Source organism: Haladaptatus rarus, from assembly GCF_054177585.1.
Window position 1 is genome coordinate 58,839 of record NZ_JBPEHG010000004.1, and the last position, 18,343, is coordinate 77,181.

Annotated in this window: 13 protein-coding genes; 3 read left to right on the forward strand and 10 right to left on the reverse strand. The window is 59.7% G+C overall.

The genetic code is table 11. The annotated features are described in order from the left end of the window. Nucleotides 1-188 precede the first annotated feature (188 nt). The 10 genes from ACR3FE_RS11435 to ACR3FE_RS11480 all read right to left on the reverse strand — a co-directional run bounded on the left by ACR3FE_RS11435 (nucleotide 189) and on the right by ACR3FE_RS11480 (nucleotide 11,478). Entirely contained in the window at nucleotides 189-764 is a 576-nt protein-coding gene (locus ACR3FE_RS11435) for a dolichol kinase (protein WP_458207261.1), read from the reverse strand. A gap of 2 nt (nucleotides 765-766) precedes the next feature. Beyond that, on the reverse strand, nucleotides 767-2,497 hold the full coding sequence (gene glyS, locus ACR3FE_RS11440; protein ID WP_458207262.1) for a glycine--tRNA ligase: 1,731 nt from the start codon (nucleotides 2,495-2,497) through the stop codon (nucleotides 767-769). Then, the gene (locus tag ACR3FE_RS11445) at nucleotides 2,494-3,342 is read right to left on the reverse strand and encodes a CBS domain-containing protein (RefSeq protein WP_458207263.1); all 849 of its coding nucleotides are present in this window, start codon (nucleotides 3,340-3,342) and stop codon (nucleotides 2,494-2,496) included. The genes glyS and ACR3FE_RS11445 overlap by 4 nt, the downstream gene beginning before the upstream one ends. A 133-nt stretch (nucleotides 3,343-3,475) precedes the next feature. Continuing rightward, nucleotides 3,476-4,045 (reverse strand): DUF7529 family protein, encoded by a 570-nt coding sequence (locus ACR3FE_RS11450; RefSeq protein ID WP_458207265.1) that lies wholly within the window; start codon nucleotides 4,043-4,045, stop codon nucleotides 3,476-3,478. Nucleotides 4,046-4,082: 37 nt separating this feature from the next. After that, nucleotides 4,083-4,535 carry a DUF7555 family protein gene (locus tag ACR3FE_RS11455; RefSeq protein ID WP_458207266.1) on the reverse strand — a complete coding sequence of 151 codons (453 nt, stop codon included), beginning with the start codon at nucleotides 4,533-4,535 and terminating at the stop codon, nucleotides 4,083-4,085. After that, nucleotides 4,535-5,866: an ABC transporter ATP-binding protein gene (locus tag ACR3FE_RS11460; RefSeq protein ID WP_458207267.1), complete on the reverse strand. Its 1,332-nt coding sequence runs from the start codon at nucleotides 5,864-5,866 to the stop codon at nucleotides 4,535-4,537. Before ACR3FE_RS11460 ends, ACR3FE_RS11455 begins: the two co-directional genes overlap by 1 nt. Further along, nucleotides 5,863-6,939 (reverse strand): ABC transporter ATP-binding protein, encoded by a 1,077-nt coding sequence (locus ACR3FE_RS11465; protein WP_458207268.1) that lies wholly within the window; start codon nucleotides 6,937-6,939, stop codon nucleotides 5,863-5,865. Before ACR3FE_RS11465 ends, ACR3FE_RS11460 begins: the two co-directional genes overlap by 4 nt. Next, on the reverse strand, nucleotides 6,939-8,405 hold the full coding sequence (locus tag ACR3FE_RS11470; RefSeq protein ID WP_458207269.1) for an ABC transporter permease: 1,467 nt from the start codon (nucleotides 8,403-8,405) through the stop codon (nucleotides 6,939-6,941). The genes ACR3FE_RS11465 and ACR3FE_RS11470 overlap by 1 nt, the downstream gene beginning before the upstream one ends. Nucleotide 8,406: 1 nt before the next feature. Further along, entirely contained in the window at nucleotides 8,407-9,423 is a 1,017-nt protein-coding gene (locus ACR3FE_RS11475) for an ABC transporter permease (protein ID WP_458207270.1), read from the reverse strand. A 192-nt stretch (nucleotides 9,424-9,615) separates the two neighbouring features. Next, nucleotides 9,616-11,478: an ABC transporter substrate-binding protein gene (locus tag ACR3FE_RS11480; protein ID WP_458207271.1), complete on the reverse strand. Its 1,863-nt coding sequence runs from the start codon at nucleotides 11,476-11,478 to the stop codon at nucleotides 9,616-9,618. 321 nt (nucleotides 11,479-11,799) lie between these two features. Here ACR3FE_RS11480 and ACR3FE_RS11485 point away from each other — a divergent pair, with 321 nt between their 5' ends. The 3 genes from ACR3FE_RS11485 (at nucleotide 11,800) to ACR3FE_RS11495 (ending at nucleotide 18,221) form a co-directional block, all read left to right on the forward strand. Further along, entirely contained in the window at nucleotides 11,800-11,973 is a 174-nt protein-coding gene (locus ACR3FE_RS11485; protein WP_458207272.1) for a DUF7556 family protein, read from the forward strand. A 220-nt stretch (nucleotides 11,974-12,193) separates the two neighbouring features. After that, nucleotides 12,194-12,613, forward strand: coding sequence for a PPC domain-containing DNA-binding protein (locus ACR3FE_RS11490; protein ID WP_458207273.1), 420 nt, complete (start codon nucleotides 12,194-12,196; stop codon nucleotides 12,611-12,613). 1 nt (nucleotide 12,614) lies between these two features. Then, nucleotides 12,615-18,221, forward strand: coding sequence for a DNA-directed DNA polymerase II large subunit (locus ACR3FE_RS11495; RefSeq protein ID WP_458207274.1), 5,607 nt, complete (start codon nucleotides 12,615-12,617; stop codon nucleotides 18,219-18,221). The last annotated feature ends 122 nt before the right edge of the window (nucleotides 18,222-18,343 follow it).

An 18,343-nucleotide genomic window follows, 5' to 3' on the forward strand; every position in this document is an offset into this window, starting at 1 on the left:
CGGAACCAACCTCGACGGATCGAATGCAACGTATCGGATACTGGTTCGTCTGGTGGCTCCCCGTGTGGTTAGGCGCTCCCTGACGGCAACATTCGTCACATCGACAGATAGTGCGTGTCGGCAAGAGAGGAGACCGAACAACCACCAGCGAAATCGACCACAGCACGCCGAAATACGGGGACGGATAGTTAGACGACGGACGGAGCGTACTGAAGCCCGAGGAAGATCGCCACCGCCGCACCGATAGGAATCGTGAGGTTGTCGTCGATGACGTACCCCGCGATGACGGGTTTCACCCCGTCGGCGAGCGTCGCGGCCAGCGCACCGAGCACGGCGGCCGGAAGCGGCAGGTCGAGGAGCGACGCGATGACGAGGCAGACGGCGAACGTCACGAGCAAGGTGTGGATCGCCTTGACGCCGAGTTCGCCCGAGCCGAGCAAACCACTGATGGGGTCGGCGATAGTCAGCATGAGCATCGCTGGAATCGCCACACGTGGTTCGAACGCCCACGCAGTCACCGTCATCCCGAAGAAGTAGAGCGCGTAGCCCGCGAGGTTGTCCTGCTCGTACTCGCGAGTGAGTTCGTCGTAGATACGCCAGTCGAGTCCGACGAGCAGTCGGATGATTTCGAGCACGAGGGCGACAGCCGAACCAAGCACGAGAAGCAAGCGCAACTGCTCCCACGTCAGCAAGTCCAGCAGGTACAGGGCCGGAATCCCGGTTCCGCTGACGTGTACCAGACGGCGCTTGACTTCCCCCCGCACGGTTAGAGGTCGGCGAACGTGCGGTGGCCACTCCGGAGGTCGTCGAGGATGGCAGGGAGGTCGGCGATAGCGACTCGTCGCTGCTCGGTCGTGTCACGTTCACGGAGAGTCACGGCCTCGTCGTCCAGACTCTCGTAGTCAACCGTCACGCAGAAAGGGGTGCCGACTTCGTCCTGTCGCCGGTAACGCCGACCGATGTTCCCCGAATCGTCGTAGGTCACGTCGAAGCCGTGTTCTCGAAGGTCGCTGGCGATGTCGCGTGCCGTCTCGCCCATGCCGTCTTTGTCCATCAGCGGGAAGACGCCGACCGTGGTCGGTGCGAGTTCGGGTTCGATCGCCAACCGAGTGCGCGTCTCGCCGTCCACTTCGTCCTGCTCGTAGGCGTGAGCGAAGACGGTGTACAGCACGCGGTCGATACCGATGGACGGTTCCACGACGTGCGGCGTGATATGTTCGCCGGACTCTTTGGCCTCCTCGACGCTGAAGCCGGTCTTTGCGACCGGAATCATGTAGGAATCACCATCGACTTCGACGGTGACTTCGTCGCCGTCGAACGCCGAGCGGTCGCGCTCCGCGAGCGTCTGGAGCGCGTCGGCGATGTCGGCAGCAGCACCGCCGAACTCCGGCCCGAGATAGCTCATGTCCGGTTCGACGGTCGCGCGTTCGACCACCTTCGGCTCGTCGTACTGGCGGAAGACGGTGAAATCCTCGTCCGAGTACGCGTCGTGTTTCGAGAGGTCGTAATCGCTCCGGTAGGCGTAACCGGTGATCTCGATCCAGTCGCCATCGATCTCGGCTTCCGCGTCCCAGCAGTCGCTCGCGTAGTGGGCACGCTCACCTGCGAGGTGTTGACGGAAGCGGAATCGATCCATATCGACGCCGACTCGCTCGTACCACTCCTGCCCGACACCGAGATAGTACGCAACCCAGTCGCTCGCGATGACGCCCTCTTCGACCGCCTCGCCGACCGTCATCCGCACGTAGTCGCCATCCTCGGCGTTCTGTTGTTCGGCGGAGTAGAGCGTCACTTCCACGTCTTCGACCCGGTGAAGTGGCGGTTCGTCAGTCTCTGGGTCGATGAAATGTTCGAGTTCGGCTTGCGTGAACTCACGGACGCGGACGATGGACTTCCGAGGGCTGATCTCGTTTCGGTAGGCTGGGCCGATCTGCGTGATGCCGAACGGAAGCTGGTTGCGGGCGTACTCCGACAGTCGAGGGAACTCGACGAAGATACCCTGTGCCGTCTCTGGGCGCAGATAGCCGGGATAACCAGAGCCGGGGCCGATAGCCGTCTCGAACATGAGGTTGAATTCCTCGACCGGTTCGCCCGCGAGTTCGGCGTTACAGTTCGGGCAGTGCAGGTCGTGTTCGGCGATGAGTTCGCCGACTTCGCCCAGCGGGAGGCTCTCTGCGTCCTCGATACCCGTGTTGTCCTCGATGAGGTGGTCGGCACGGTGGCTCTCGCCGCATTCCGGGCATTCGACCAGCATGTCGTCGAAGGTGTCGAGGTGGCCCGACGCTTCGAAGACGGGTTCGGGCATCACGGTCGGCGCTTCTATCTCGCGGTGGCCCTCCTGCACCTGAAACCGGTCGCGCCACGAATCTTCGAGATTTCGTTTCAGTGCCGCACCTTCCGGACCGTAGACGTAGAAGCCGGAGACGCCACCGTACGCTTCCGCCGCCTGAAAGAAGAAGCCACGTCGTTTGGCGAGTTCGACCAGCTCCTCACTCATACCAGTGCCTCCAGCAAGTTCACGTCACGGACGATGCCGACGAGCTGGCCGCCACTCACGAGTGGCACCTGTTCGATGTCCTTCGTGAGCATGGTCTGGGCCACCTCGCGGGCCGTCTTCCGCTTCGAGACCATCTCGACGTCGTCGGTCATGAAATCGCGAACCGGTGCGGACGGAATCTTGACGTTTCGAGTCGGGATGTAGCTGTTGCCGACCGATTTGATGCCTTCCCACATCCAATCGTCGTCTTCGTCGGCGATACTGCCGCCAGTGTCGTCTTCCCCTTCGACGACCTGCGCGACCTCGATGATGTCCACCTCGGTGAGGATGCCGTCCATCTCGCCTTCGTCGTCCAGCACGATAGCGTAGGGGACGTTCGCGTAGAAGATCTCACGCTCGGCGACCGTCAGCGGCGCTTCGATGTAGCACGTGTTCACGTCCCCGTTCGCGAGCTCGCCGACTTCGGTGTCGCCGTCGGCTTCGTTCTCGGCGATCGCCCGAACGACGTCGGTGACGGTGACGATTCCTTCCAGTTCGCCGTCCACGACTGGCACGCGTCGAGTACCCTCTTCTAACATCAGTGCCGCAACCTCCTCGACGGACGCGTCCTGCGTCGTCGTCGGCACGTCGCGCATCAGGAGTGCGAGCTGGTCTTCGTCAGGATTCTCGATGAGGTCGTCACGGGAGATGAGACCGCGATACTGTTCACCGTCGTCGGTCTGTTTGACGACCGGCACGGAGGAGAACGACCGCTCCTGTAGGTATTCGAGTACGTCGTCGCGCGTGCCCGGAAGCTCGACAGTAATCACGTCTGAGCGGGGCGTCATCGCTTCGGCAACGTTCATACGCGCCGGATACGGTTTCACCCTTCTTGTACCCTGCGAAGCGCGGAGTGAGTTCCGTCGAAAGAGGGTGTGTTCAGAATGGAAGAAAGAATCTACGTGACGATGCGGTAAATCGGCAGACGGAAACGAGCCGTTACTCGTCGTGATGGTCGCCGACTTGCGGTTCGACGACGTAGTTCTCGTACTTCTCCGGGTTCGGGAAGAACTTCGTGTACTCGTCGTGGCGGAACGAGCCGAGCACCGTCCCGTCGATGGTCTGGACGTGACTGTACATCTCGTCTTCGCGCATCGCCGTCTTCACAAGTGCTGGCGCGTGCATCATCTCGTACGTTCCGGCGATGAGGATGGCGGTCCCCGTCTCGGCATCGAGATACTGGGTCAGCATGAACACCCGCGAACTCACCTCCTGCCGGAAAACCTGGTATTTCGGGAAATCGCCTGCCTCGACAGCCTCGGAGAACGCCTCGGCATAGTTGTCTGGGATGACGTAGACGAAGCCGAATCGATCGGTCTCACCCGCTTCCGGATGTTCGGGTGCAGTGTGACTCGCCGGAATCTGGATCACGTCCCATCCCTCAGATTCGAGGTCGGCAGCCATCGACTCCATATCGTCGAGCGTCCGCCCCCACGCATCCTTCTCTACGTCTGCGTTGGCGGCGATTCGCTCGGCGTAGTCGGTGTCCTCGTCGCCGATTTCTGGCATACTGCTATGTCAGGCTTCGAAGCGGTAAAAACTGTTGTTATACACCAACGCCGAACACGGTTTCCATGACGAACGACGTGGCAAGCACCATGATGCTTGCGAGAAACAGTTTCGCAGCACTCGGAAGTCGTTCCTCAGGAGGGATCGAGTAGTGTGTCAACGGTGGAATCTGCTGGACGATGGCCTGGAAACGCGTCTCTTTGCGCCCGCCGATGACCTCCCCTTTCTTCTCGTTGCGGACGACTTCGACACCCCCGTCGTCGGTCTTCTCGATGTCCCACGGGGGGTCGGGACGGAGCTGGAGCGTCGCGTAGCCGAACAGTAAGATACCGGCCATGAACAGCACGTACTTCACGCCGACGAGACCACGACCGGACAGGAGACTCACCACCCCGCCGACGACGAAGACGACACCGGTCACCGCGGCTCCGTAGACGAGTGCGTCGAGCACCTGCCGAAATCGCCTCGGAGACCGGTCTACGTCGACCATTACCGCATCGTGTAGGGGGTGAACTCTTCCGGTTCGGCGTATTCGTCCAGATGACGGTGGCAGTGACTGAAGCGACCGGTGTCGCTCACGACGTTGTCGTCCGGTTGTTCCGAGTCACAGACGCTTCCGAACACGTCCCGGAGGTACTCGCGGGCCTGCTGGTCGTCGTTGTTCTCGATGTAGTCTGCCGCCTCGTCGATGTGCTTTTCGATCTCCCTCGGAACGTCGAACTCGCCGAACAACTCCTGTCGAATCTCGCCGATGTCGGAGAATCGCGTCTCCATCCCGATCATCTCTTTCAACTGGTCGCGCATCGACCGCTCGGCGCGTGACCGTTCGCGGACGACCTCGCGGAAGATCTCGACGTTCATCCAGAGGTCGTCGTCCACGTGCTGGTACTCTTCGGGGCGAATCTTCATCGGACAGCGCGTGCTGAACGGACATCCCTTCGGTGGGTCGCGCGGACTCGGCGGCGTCCCCCGAAGGGTGATTCGCTCGCCGCCCGCTGTGGGGTCGGGCTCTGGAATCGCCGACAGCAGCGAGACGGTGTAGGGGTTCTTGGGATTCTCGAACAGTTCTTCGGCCTCGCCCAGTTCCATGATGTGGCCGAGATACATCACCGCGACCCGGTCGCAGATGTGGCGAACCACGGAGAGGTCGTGGGCGATGAACAGGTAGGTAAGACCGAACTCGTCCTGCAGATCTTCGAGCAGGTTGAGGATCTGGGCCTGCACGGACACGTCCAATGCCGAAACCGGCTCGTCCAGCACGACGAACTCGGGTTCGAGCGCGAGCGCGCGGGCGATGCCGACGCGCTGGCGCTGACCACCCGAGAACTGGTGTGGGTAGCGATAGTAGTGTTCGGGTCGCAGTCCCACCACGTCCAGCAGTTCGCGGACGTGCTGTCTGCGTTCGCGTGGCGTCTTCCAGTCGTGAACGTCCAGCGGTTCGCGGATGATCTCACCGACCGTCATCCGGTCGTTGAGGCTGGATTCGGGGTCCTGGAAGACCATCTGGCTGTTTCGCCGCCAGTTTTTGAGTTCCGTGCCGGAGAGTTCGGTCACGTCGGTACCGTCGAACAGCACTTCCCCTGCCGTTGCGTTCTCCAGTTGGATGAGCGTCCGACCGAGCGTCGATTTTCCACAGCCCGATTCACCGACCAGCCCCAGCGTCTCACCGCGCTTGATGTCGAGTGAGACACCGTCCACGGCTTTGACGGGGGTCGAATCGACGAGTCCGCCTTCACCGTAGTAGGTCTTCAGTTCGTTGACCTCCACGAGCGTCTCGCCTTCGGAGACGCTTACCGATTCAGTCTGCTGGACTTTGCTCATAGTTCCTCCTCGCTTTCAGTTGCTGCATCTCGATGCAGTTCGATGGCCCGTCCCTGCGAGACATCTTCGGGGTAGAGCAGGCACGCGGCGGTGTGGTCGTCTGCGTCCTCCTCGACTTCGAGTGAAACCGGATGAACCTTGTCACATTCGTCGAACGCCTCGGGACACCGTGGCGCGAAGCGACAGTAGGTCGCCGGTTCGTTCGGCGTCGGCACGTCACCCTCGATGGTGGACAACCGGTCGGAGTCCGGATTGTTGCCGGGGATACTCCGAAGGAGCCCTCGCGTGTAGGGGTGCCGTGGATTCTCGAACAGTTCCACGACGGGTGCGGTTTCGACGATCTCACCGGCGTACATCACGTTCACACGGTCTGCGATCTCCGCGATAACGCCCATGTCGTGCGTGATGAACATGATGGCGAGGTCACGCTCTTCTTGCAACTCCTCCAGCAGTTCGAGGATCTGCGCCTGGATCGTCACGTCCAGTGCCGTCGTCGGTTCGTCACAGATGAGGAGTTCGGGGTCACAGGCCAGTGCCATCGCGATGACGGCGCGCTGGCGCATCCCGCCGGAGAACTCGTGGGGATACTCCTTGACGCGCCGTGAGGCGTCCGGAATGCCGACCGCTTCGAGGAGACTGATCGCCTCCTTGGTCGCCTCCGTTCCACGGAGCCCCTGATGGAGACGCAGTGCCTCTTTGATCTGGTTCCCGACCGAGTAGACCGGGTTCAGACTCGTCAGAGGGTCTTGGAACACCATGGCGATGTCCCCACCACGGATCTTCCGGTACTGTTTTTCCGACTTCGTGGTCAGCTCCTCGCCGTCGAAATCGATGCTGCCGCCGAGGATGCGCCCCGGCGACTTGATGAGACCCATGATAGAGCGTGCCGTGACGCTCTTTCCGGAGCCGGATTCGCCGACGATACCGACCGTCTCACCACGCTTGATGTCGAAGGAGACGCCATCGATCGCTCGGATGACCTCCTTGTCGGTGAAGAACGCGGTCTGTAGGTTCTCGACCTGCAGGATGGCCTCTTCGCGGGCCGTCGTCGTGGTGTATTCGCTCGACGCCATTATGCACCACTCCCTCCTGCCGCGGCGACTTCAGCACCGCCGTCTTCACCGGTCTGGCTCTGTGGGTCGATGGCGTCGCGGATACCGTCACCCAGTGCGTTGAACGCCGTCACGACGAGCACGATGAGCACACCGGGGATGAACGAGATGTGCCACGACTGTGTCGCTACGTAGCTCTGTCCGACGTCCACGGCACGACCCCATTCGGGCGTCGGTGGGTTAATACCCAGTCCGAGGAACGAGAGCCCTGCGACGGCGATGATGATGCCGCCGAGACTCATCGAAGCGTAGACGAGCAGATAGCCGAGGATGTACGGCGCCATGTGTTTCTGCATCGTCACACGGGGCTTCTGACCGAAGCTCTTTGCCGCATCGATCCATTCCTGCTCGGCGACCTGGAACGCCGGCCCACGGACTGCACGCCAAAGGAACGGCCAGCCCGTTCCGGCGAACAGCAGCGCCAACAGGAACCCGCCGTTGTAGATATCCGCGATCCACGTCCCCTGCAAGACGAACGAGAGCAGGATGAGGAACAACAGCCGGGGGAGTGACATGATGGAGTCACCCACGATGACGACGCCGAGGTCGATGAGACCCTTGTAGTACGCCGTCAGCAGGGCGAAGCCTGCCGCGATGAGTCCACTCAGACCGATGGCGACGACACCGATGAACAGCGACACGCGTGCGCCGTGTACCATGAAGGTAAACATGTCCTTCCCGGTTGGCATGGTTCCGAACGGGTGCCATCTACCGTAGTCGTCGTAGGTCATCGGGCCGACGTTTCCGCCACCACCTTTCGAGCGGGAGCCGAGGTTCGCCTCACCGATGAGGATCTTCTCGACTTCCCCCGTCTCCTCGTTCAGATAATTTATCTCGTAGGAGTATGGGTTCTGGATGGTCTTCTCGACCGTCGTCGGGCCGAGTGCTGGGGCAAAGATCGCCATCACGACGAACATGAAGACGACGACGAATCCGAACTTCCCCCACGCGTGATTGCTGAATCGATTGACCATGTCGTCACGTGGCGTCCATTCGGCGTAGCGGTAATGCTCCCGGAACGTCAAGTAGCCGCGCCAGCCCCAGTACATGAACACCAGCGTGTATGCGTACACGAGCACGACGCGAATCGCCCAGACGATAGCTGGCGGCAGATTGAGGAAGGTTCCTTCCCAACCGCCGCCCGGCGTCCGCCAACCGGTGTTGTCGAAGTTCATTCTCGTCAGTAGCGTCGGTAGGTCAGCCAGCGCATCGCCGACCGTTGCGAATGGCGCGGCGATCGGCTGTAGGAACGATAGCTTGCTCATCACCAGTTCCCACGGCATCGCCATCACGGTGCTCGCCAGTGCACCGAATTCGAGGGCGAACAGGACGACGAAACCGGCGAGCCAGACCATGGCCGGTCGTGGGTTGTCAGCGATACGTTCACGGAGGGGTTTTTCGTTTTCAGCGTCAGGGATTCGACTCATATCAGGAACCTCCCTCGTATCCGACACGGGGGTCGATGATGGTGTACAGGAAATCCTGCAGGATGTTGATCAATACGACGAGCAGGATGAACACGAACATCAGCGAGCCGACCAGCGGCAGGTCGCCCTGGATGACCGCCCGGAAGAACAGGGCACCGATTCCGCTGATGTCGAACACGGTCTCAACGAGCACCGACCCACCGATGAGCAAGAACGCTTCACCCGTGATGATCGGAACGAGCGGGATGAGCGCGTTCCGGAAGATGTGTTTCCAGACGAGCGAGCGAGGCGGGACGCCCTTCGCTCGCGCCGTCTCGATGAAGTTGGAGTTGACCGTCTCCAACACCGCGGTTCGACCGATACGCATCTCGTTCCCCATCGACGCAGATCCAAGCACCAGCGCGGCTGGGGCGATCTTCTTGATGGCGGCGAGAAGCTGTTCGGGGTCGGAAAGATTACTGAGGCCCGGCACCCCGGTAACCGTCGTCGGGACGAGCCAGGTCTGCCAGTTGAATCCGAAGAAGATGCTTTCCGAGCGTGAAAGCACCTGCATCAGGATCACCGCCAGCCAGAAGTTCGGCATCGCCCGCCAGACGATACCGCCGAACGACGCGGTGTAGTCGCTCCACGTGTTCGGGTTGAGTCCAGCGTAGAAACCGAGTGGGATACCGATGAAGACGGCGATGAGCACCGACCAGAATCCGAGCCAGATGGTTCGTGGCGCGTACTCCAGGATGAGCGTATAGGCGCTCGTGTCCGGCTGGAGAACCCACGACTGCCCGAGTTGGAACGTGAACATGTTGATCATGTAGTCCACGTACTGTTCCCAGAGTGGTCGGTTCAGCCCAAGTTGGTCTTCGATGCGGTTGTATACCTGCGGGTCGCCAGTCGGACCGAGGATAGCCGCGACCGGGTCGAGTGGCCCTGCCCTGATGACGACGAACGTTATCGACGCCCCGAATATCAGGATAGGGATGGACAGTAGCAAGCGGCGAGCGAAGTAACGCCATCGACTCATGTCGTTTTGCTCACCCCTTGAGTTCGCTCACTCGCACCGTGCGGTATGTTGCACCCAATGTTTACCGCGTTCATAGCTAATACGTACCCGTATTTTGCGTTCCCATCATTATGTCTTGCGATAGCATCACCGATTTTCGGACAGAGACGCCGCAATCTGGCGGTCTCGATAAAAATAAAGCGTTACAGGTCGTTACTTGCGGTCGCCGACGGAGACGTTGTTGTACATCTGGCGGCTGTAACCGGCACCACCGAACTTGGGCACGTCGACCCAGTCGTAGGAGAAGCGCTCGGTGAGGCTGTGGTACGTGTTGAGGAACACCATGTCCTCCCAGTTGGCTTCTTCCATGGCGACGTACGCCTCGTTCCGGGCTTGCTGTTCTTTCTCCGTCGGACCGGGGTTGTTCTGGATCTTCTCCCAGGCCTTCGTCGCCTTCTTGGAGGCTTCGGTACCCGACCAGTTCGTGTACGACTGTGGCGAGGACTTCGAGGTGTCCGTCAGCGGCGGGTACAGCAGACCGAGGAAGTTGTCCGGTGCGGGCCAGTCCATGATCCAGCCGAGCGAGTACGCTTCGAGGTTACCCTTGCGACCACGCGACAGGAGCGTGTTGAACGGCGCCGAGTTGACCTTCATGTCGATGAAGGCCGACTGAAGCTGGTCACGCAGGAGTTTGCCCACTTCGGGCCAGGTGGTCGAGGATTCGTAGACCGTGAACTCGAAGCTGAAGCGGTTGTTCGGGCCGTAGCCCGCGTCTTTCATGACCTGCTTGGCCTTCTCGAGATCCCGCTTGTTGTAGCCGTATGGGTACTTGTCCTTCGCGTGCGACTCGTACTTCTTCGCACCGCCGGGGTAGATCATCGGCGGGGTGAAGTGGTACGCGGGTTCACCACGGCTCTTGAAGATCTCGTTGACCATGGTCTCCTGGTTCATCGCGTACGCACAGGCCTGTCGAACGGCCTTCGGTACGGCCTTCGTGTTGAAGCCCATGTAGAACGAGCTGATCGTGGAGACGCCGAGGTAGTCCATCGTCGAGCCGCCAGCCGTCGGCCCGTACTTCCCGACTACACGACCGAGGTCGTCCGTCTTCGTGTTCTTGACCTTGTCCGGGTTGTATTTGGACGTCGGAAGGCTGCTGCTGTAGATGATGTCTGCGTTCTTGTTGACGATACCGTAGGTGTGACGAGCGTTGGCGTCGGAGGAGATGTTCCAGTGGACGGCGTCGACTTTCGCCTTGTCACCGTGGTAATCCTCGTACTTGGTGACTTCCGCCTCGTTGTTGCTCGCCCACTTCTTGAACTTGAACGGACCTGCGCCGACCGGCTCTTTCGTGGCGAACTTGCTGTGTTTCTTCTCGCCGTCGTAGCCCTTGATGTCGCCGACGATGCCCTCCGGGACGACCGCGAAGGAGGTGTACGCGAGCATTTCGAGCGTGGAGTGGAACGGCTTCTCCAGCGTCATCTCCAGCTTGTAGTCGCCCGTCGTCTTGAGAGCCAACGAGTCGGACTTTGCGACGGTCAGTTCGTGTTTCTTGCCCTCGCTGTCCTTGTAGGTCTTCGTCGTCGACTCGTGTTTGACACCGATGGAGTCGAGGATGAAGTACGCACGACGGGAGTTCGTCGATTCGGCGAGACGACGCCAGGAGTAGACGACGTCTTTCGCCGTGACTTCTTTTCCGTTGTGGAACTTGACGTTCTCCTTGAGTTTGAACGTGTACGTCTTCTGGTCGTCGGAGACCTTGTGGGATTCGACGAGGAGCTTCTCGACTGCGATCTCCCCGTTCGGGTAGTTCATCAGTGGGTCGAAGATCTGCTGGATGACCGTTCCGGACGCCGTGTCCGTCGCCTTGATCGGATCCAGCGTCGACATCGTGGAGTTGATGAGCTGCAGCTTATTCCCACTGCCGTTGTTATTGTTGTTGTTGTTGTTGTTATTGTTGTTATTGTTGCCTTTCTTGTCGTCATCGCCGCCTGTACAGCCAGCGAGTGCGGCCGCAGACGCCGCACCTCCGGTTGCCTTCAAAAACCGCCGACGGGTCAGGTTGTCAGTATCTGTCATCCACAAAGGCCTTGTGTGTCACGTCGGATAAACTTACCGCTTAGGATTGGCACCGTTACGGTCATATACAGCCGGTTTATTGCATATTAGAGTTTCTTCGGCTAATCTATCCAGTGCGAATTATTTCACCTATAACAATAAGGTATATGTCATTAAGAAACCGAACGGTACGCGAGTGTCAGTCGGGTAACGTGCCAATATTTTCGTTAAATATACAGTTACGACTCATATCTTCCAGTTTCAGGGCAAGATTATATCATTTCCTAGAACGAGTATCGACGTTTCGGTGCGCTTATATCCCTTGGTACAGTTTCTCAAAGTATGACGCCGGATATGGCTGCAGTGTCGGTGTCGGTTGCAGATGACACCGAGGTCATGGCCTCGGTGGACGATGACGGACGCACGGAGCGGCTCGTCATCGCAGACATCTCCCGCGAGGACGCATGGATCTCCATGCGAGTAACAGATGTAGCCTCGCTTCCGGATATCCGATAGTCCCCGCTCGCTTCCGGATATCCGATAGTCCCCGATAGTACGGTGCTGAATAGTCCTCTCATCGCATTCCGTTCTTTCATGAACTGAAGAGTCGTGACTATAGGCCATTTGTCTGTTAGTAACGTAACCATTCGGTAGCGTAACCGCCATCACGTTCGGACGGGTGGAGAAAGCAAGCAATACTGAACCTTTTTTGTCTCCGGTGCGGTTCCATGCAGATATGAACTATCGGGAGGTCTCCGGGGAACGGGAGTTCGTCGCCCGGCTCGGACACGGCGCAGACTGGCGTGAAGAGATCGAGTCGCTCGCGGAGGACGAGGACGTAGACGCCGCGTGGTTCGTCGCCATGGGGGCGGTACAGGACGCGGATATCTGGTTCTACGACCAGGACGAAAAGGAGTACCGCGAAGTGCGCTTCGACGAACCGCTCGAAGTCGCGTCGTGCGTCGGGAACGTCTCGCTTCTCGACGGCGAACGGTTCGCCCACACCCACGCCGTGCTCTCGCGCCAGTCTGGACAGGCGCTCGCGGGCCATCTCGACTCGGCGACAGTGTTCGCCGGGGAGTTGTACATGCGAACCTTCGACGAGCCACTGGTGCGCGAACACGACGAACCGACCGACTTGGACCTCTGGCTATAACATGCGGGAGGAAGACCGGCAGTACTTCGAACGGCTGGAATCCCGGTTAGATCAGGCGTTCGAGGTCGCTGAGACGGCACGCGCGAACAGCGGTGACCCGAAACCGGAAGTCGAGATTCCGGTCGCCAAGGACATGGCAGACCGGGTGGAGAACATCCTCGGCATCGAAGGCGTGGCCGAGCGCGTCCGCGAACTCGAAGACCAGATGTCACGCGAGGAGGCGGCCCTCGAACTGGCGAAAGACTTCGCGGACGGAAACGTCGGTGACTACGAAACCCGCGCCGGGAAAGTCGAAGGCGCGGTCAGAACCGCAGTCGCCCTGCTGACCGAGGGTGTCGTCGCCGCACCTATCGAGGGTATCGACCGCGTCGAACTCCTCGAAAACGACGACGGGACGGAGTTCGTCAACGTCTACTACGCTGGCCCGATTCGCTCCGCAGGCGGGACAGCACAGGCGCTCTCGGTGCTCGTCGCCGACTACACTCGCGCACTCATCGGACTGGACGAGTACAAAGCCCGCGACGACGAGATAGAACGCTACGCCGAGGAGATCAACCTCTACGACTCCGAGACCGGATTGCAGTACTCGCCGAAGGACAAGGAGACGAAGTTCATCGCCAAGAACATGCCCGTCATGCTGGACGGCGAGGCGACGGGCGACGAAGAAGTCTCCGGCTTCCGCGACTTGGACCGCGTCGATACCAACAGTGCCCGTGGAGGGATGTGTCTCGTGCTGGCAGAGGGGATCGCGCTCAAAGCACCCAAGATCCAGCGATACACGCGGAATCTGGACGAAGTCGACTGGCCGTGGCTCCAAGACCTCATCGACGGCACGATCGGCGAGGACGACGGCACCGAGGAAGAGGCGGCGGCAGACGACGACGCCGAAGAGACGAAAAACGAGGAGAAACAGGAAACGGAGGAACCGGTAGGGCCGCCGCGTGTCGAACCCGCGACGAAATATCTCCGCGACCTCATCGCCGGGCGCCCCGTCTTCACCCATCCCAGTCGGGCCGGTGGCTTCCGGCTTCGATACGGTCGGGCGCGGAACCACGGGTTCGCAACCGCAGGTGTCCATCCCGCCACGATGCATCTGGTGGACGACTTCCTTGCGACCGGAACGCAGATCAAGACCGAACGCCCCGGAAAGGCAGCAGGTGTCATTCCAGTCGATACCATCGAAGGACCGACCGTCCGCCTCGCAAACGGTGACGTTCGTCGGGTCGACGACATCGAAGAGGCCCTCGAAGTTCGAAACGGCGTCGAGCGGATACTCGACCTCGGCGAATATCTCGTCAACTACGGCGAGTTCGTGGAGAACAACCACCCGCTCGCACCCTCATCCTACACGTTCGAGTGGTGGGTACAGGACTTCGAGCACGCGGGCGCGGACGTGCAAGCGATGCGGGACAACCCGCACGTCGACCTCGAAGACCCGTCAGCCGAAGAAGCGTTCGAGTGGGCCACGGAGTACGACGCCCCACTTCACCCGAAGTACACCTACCTCTGGCACGATATCTCGGTCACTGAGTTCGAGACGCTCGCCACTGCGGTCGCAAACGGAGAGATCCGCGATGGGATGCTCGTCCTCTCGAATACGGACGACGTTCGCAGGGCACTCGAACGACTCCTCATCCAGCACTCGCAGGCCGACGAGATCGAGATCCCAGACTGGCAACTGTTCGTTCGCTCGCTCGGCGTCGACAGCGACCTGATTCGCACGTGGGACGGCCTCTCACAGGATGCGCGCAAATGGGGTGAACACGAAGACGGCGACAACGCGATCGAGGCGGTCAACGAAGTCGCCCCTTTCCAGGTCAGAGAGCGCGCCCCGACACGGATCGGAAACCGGATGGGCCGTCCCGAGAAGTCCGAGAAGCGCGAACTCAGCCCCGCAGTTCACACACTCTTCCCGCTCGGCGAGGCGGGTGGCGACCAGCGCGATGTGGCGAAAGCCGCCCGGCACACGGAGGGGATGTCTGGAACGCGCGGCGAGGTCGAAATACAGGTCGGTCGCCGAGAATGTGAGAGCTGTGGCACCCACAGCTTCAAATCCCGATGTCCGGAGTGTGGCGACAACACCTTCCCACACTACGAGTGTCCCGACTGTGGCACCGAAGTCGAACCCGACCAATCTGGACGTGCGGAGTGCCCACGCTGTGAAGTGCTCGCCACGAGCGTCGAGTGGCAGACCCTGAATCTGAACGACGAGTTCCGGAGCGCCCTCGATGTGATCGGCGAGCGTGAGAGCGCCTTCGACGTGCTGAAAGGCGTGAAGGGACTCACCTCGGCGAACAAGACGCCCGAACCCATCGAGAAGGGCGTCCTCCGCGCGAAACACGGCGTCAGCGCGTTCAAAGACGGCACGGTGCGCTACGACATGACCGACTTGCCTGTGACCGCGGTTCGACCGTCGGAACTCGACGTGAGCGCCGACCAGCTCAGGGCGCTCGGGTACGAGACCGACATCCACGGCGAACCCTTCCGGCACGACGACCAGCTCGTCGAACTCCGGGTACAGGACATCGTCCTCTCCGACGGCGCGGCGGAACACCTGCTCAAAACCGCCGATTTCGTTGACGAACTGCTCACCGATTACTACGGTCTCGACCCGTTCTACGAGATGGACGAGCGCGAGGAGTTGGTCGGCGAACTCGTCTTCGGGATGGCTCCCCACACCTCCGCCGCAGTGGTCGGACGCATCATCGGCTTCACCAGCGCGGCGGTCGGATACGCGCATCCGTACTTTCACGCGGCGAAGCGTCGGAATTGCTTCCATCCGAAGACAAAGGTGTGGTATCGAAACGAGGCCGAAGAATGGCGATACGATGAGATTCGACAGTTGGTCGAGGAGCGATTGGAGAATCCAAGAGAGGACGATTTCGGTGCATTAGTCGAGGAGTTAGATCGTGAAATACTGGTTCCCTCGATTGACGATTCTGGAAACGTCGTCCAGAAACCCATCGAAGCGGTCTCGAAACACCCCGCACTAGACCATCTGGTCGAAATCGAAACGCGAAGTGGGCGAGAGATTACTGTGACGCCTGCCCACTCGATGCTCCAATGGCGCGACGACAGCATCGAAGAAATCGAAGCACGAGAGTTGGAAGTCGGTGCTTCGGTTCCCGGAAACCCTGGGAAATCGGTTTCGGACGTATCGAATACGGATGGAAATTCCAACGTAGTCGCTGACGGTGGTTCCGTCGGTCGTGACGAGGTAACACGAGTAGAAATCGTTGATTCTGAGATCTCACATACCTACTCCGTCACAGTCGAAGATACCCACACACTCGTCGCAAACGACCTCTACGTCGGTCAGTGCGACGGCGACGAGGACTGCGTGATGCTTCTGATGGACGGCCTGCTCAACTTCTCGAAGGAATATCTCCCCGATAAACGAGGAGGAAGCGTCGCCGAGGATTCACGGCTCGTTGCTTTTAGCCCTGACGGGGAGCTTCAGTTTACGACCTTTGGTGAGTTCTGGAACGAACTCGAAAGCAGTGTCAAACGAGACGGAAAATTCGAGAAGAAGACATGTCTCCACGAAGGATGGACAACGTTCGCGTTCGACGAGAATCACTCGGCGTCGCCGATGCCAATCGAGAAGGCGATTCGGTATGAAGCAGACGAAGAACTACTTCGGGTCGAAACCCAGTTCGGAAGATCTATCGATATAACCGAGAACCACAGTCTGTTTCGTTACCAGGATGGGATCGACGAGGTGGCCGGAGAGGATCTCGAAGAAGGGGACCTGATCCTCGCACCACGAGAGTTCGATATCCAGACGGTCGAGACGACGATAGACGTGATAGATTGCATTGATGACCCATACGTCTTCATCGATGAAGCGGTAGAGACTTTGCTGACTGACGAATGGGAAGACGCCAAGCAGGGAAGTGAGAGGCGAGCGGCCTTCGATGGGGGATTGTCGTATCGCCTGTCGAAGCAGAAATTGGCGTCCACCACCCTCCGCGAAATCACCGAGAACGCGGGGGGATCGGTTCCGGATGATGCCAAGGTCGGATTACAAGGATCGTCGGAAGGGATTTCCAGATATATCGACGTTGACGAGGACTTCGCGTGGCTACTCGGTATATTCGTCGCGGAAGGTTCACTGTCGAGCATTCGTCCGACGATTCACAATTCGGAGGAAGACAACGTCGATCGCATCGTCGAAATCACCGAAAAGGTACTCGACTGTGAACCGACCGTCCGATGGTCGAACAGATCGTACGAAGTCGCATTCCCCGCGGTCTTTCGAGAACTTCTGTATAGTATCGGATTCGAAAATTGCGAATCGTACAGTTCGAGCGAAAAAGTCGTCCCAGATTGTGTTCTTCGAGCGCCAGACGACGTAGTGAGGGCATTCCTCCGAGGATACAAAGCTGGCGATGGTAGTGAAACGAGTGACGACAACCATACTACTATCGGCTTCTACACGACGAGCGAAGCCGTGAAAGACGGAATCGTCTTTCTCCTCCATCGCCTTGGACTCGTCGCGAACATCTCACGGCGTGAACGCGACGAATCCCGACGGCCGATCTACACAGTGACGGTCTCGGGTGGTGCAACGAGTAATCCGCTTCGAGACGTTCTCGATGGGGAAAAATCGTATCTTCCCAAGAGCCTCGTCGTGACGGTTCCGGATAGTCTCATTCAAATCCGTGAAATGGACATCGAAGGCGTCAAACAGCTGATTCCGAAGTATCTCAAACGACGACGGAACGTGTCGCTCGGCAAACTCCGAGAGATGATTCGTGAACTCGAATCGAGGGAACTTCCGACAGAGGCGAAGTCGAAGCTCGATGGGATTCGTCCGCTCGTAGAGGGAGACCTCTCGTATCTCCGCATAAAGAGCATCGAACGCGTCGAATACGACGGATACCTGTATGACCTGCAGGTCGGCGGTGAGCCGATTTTCACCGCAAATTGGCTCTACGCACACAACTCGATGGACGCCCCCTTGGTGATGTCCTCGCGCATCGATCCCTCGGAGATCGACGACGAGGCGCACAATATGGACATCGTCAACCAGTACCCGCGGGAGTTCTACGAGTCCACGCTGGAGATGGCCGACCCCGAAGACGTGGACATTACCATCGCAGAAGACTACCTCGGCACCGACGAGGAGTATACGAACTTCCGGCACACCCACGATACGTCGAACATCGCGCTCGGCCCTGACCTCTCGGCGTACAAGACGCTCGGGTCGATGATGGACAAGATGGACGCGCAGTTGGAGTTGGCCCGAAAGCTCCGGGCGGTGGACGAGACCGACGTGGCAGAGCGGGTCATCGAGGGGCACTTCCTGCCGGATCTCATCGGGAATCTGCGGGCGTTCTCCCGACAGGAGACGCGGTGTCTGGACTGCGGCGAGAAGTACCGGCGCATGCCCCTCTCGGGCGACTGCCGGGAGTGTGGCGGGCGGGTGAATCTCACCGTCCACCAGGGGTCGGTGAACAAGTACATGGATACTGCGATCCAGGTCGCCAAGGATTACGACTGCCGCGAGTACACGAAGCAACGATTGGAGATTCTGGATCGGTCGCTCGAAAGTGTGTTTGAAAATGACAAGAACAAGCAGTCCGGTATCGCGGACTTCATGTGAAAATCTGATAGCGCAGGTATCACGTGAGTACCGCGAGCGACCAAATGAGCGAGGGGGGCGTTTTTGGTCCAGGTTTTTGTGAGGAGCGGTGTGCGAGCGAAGCGAGCACATCCGACGAAGTG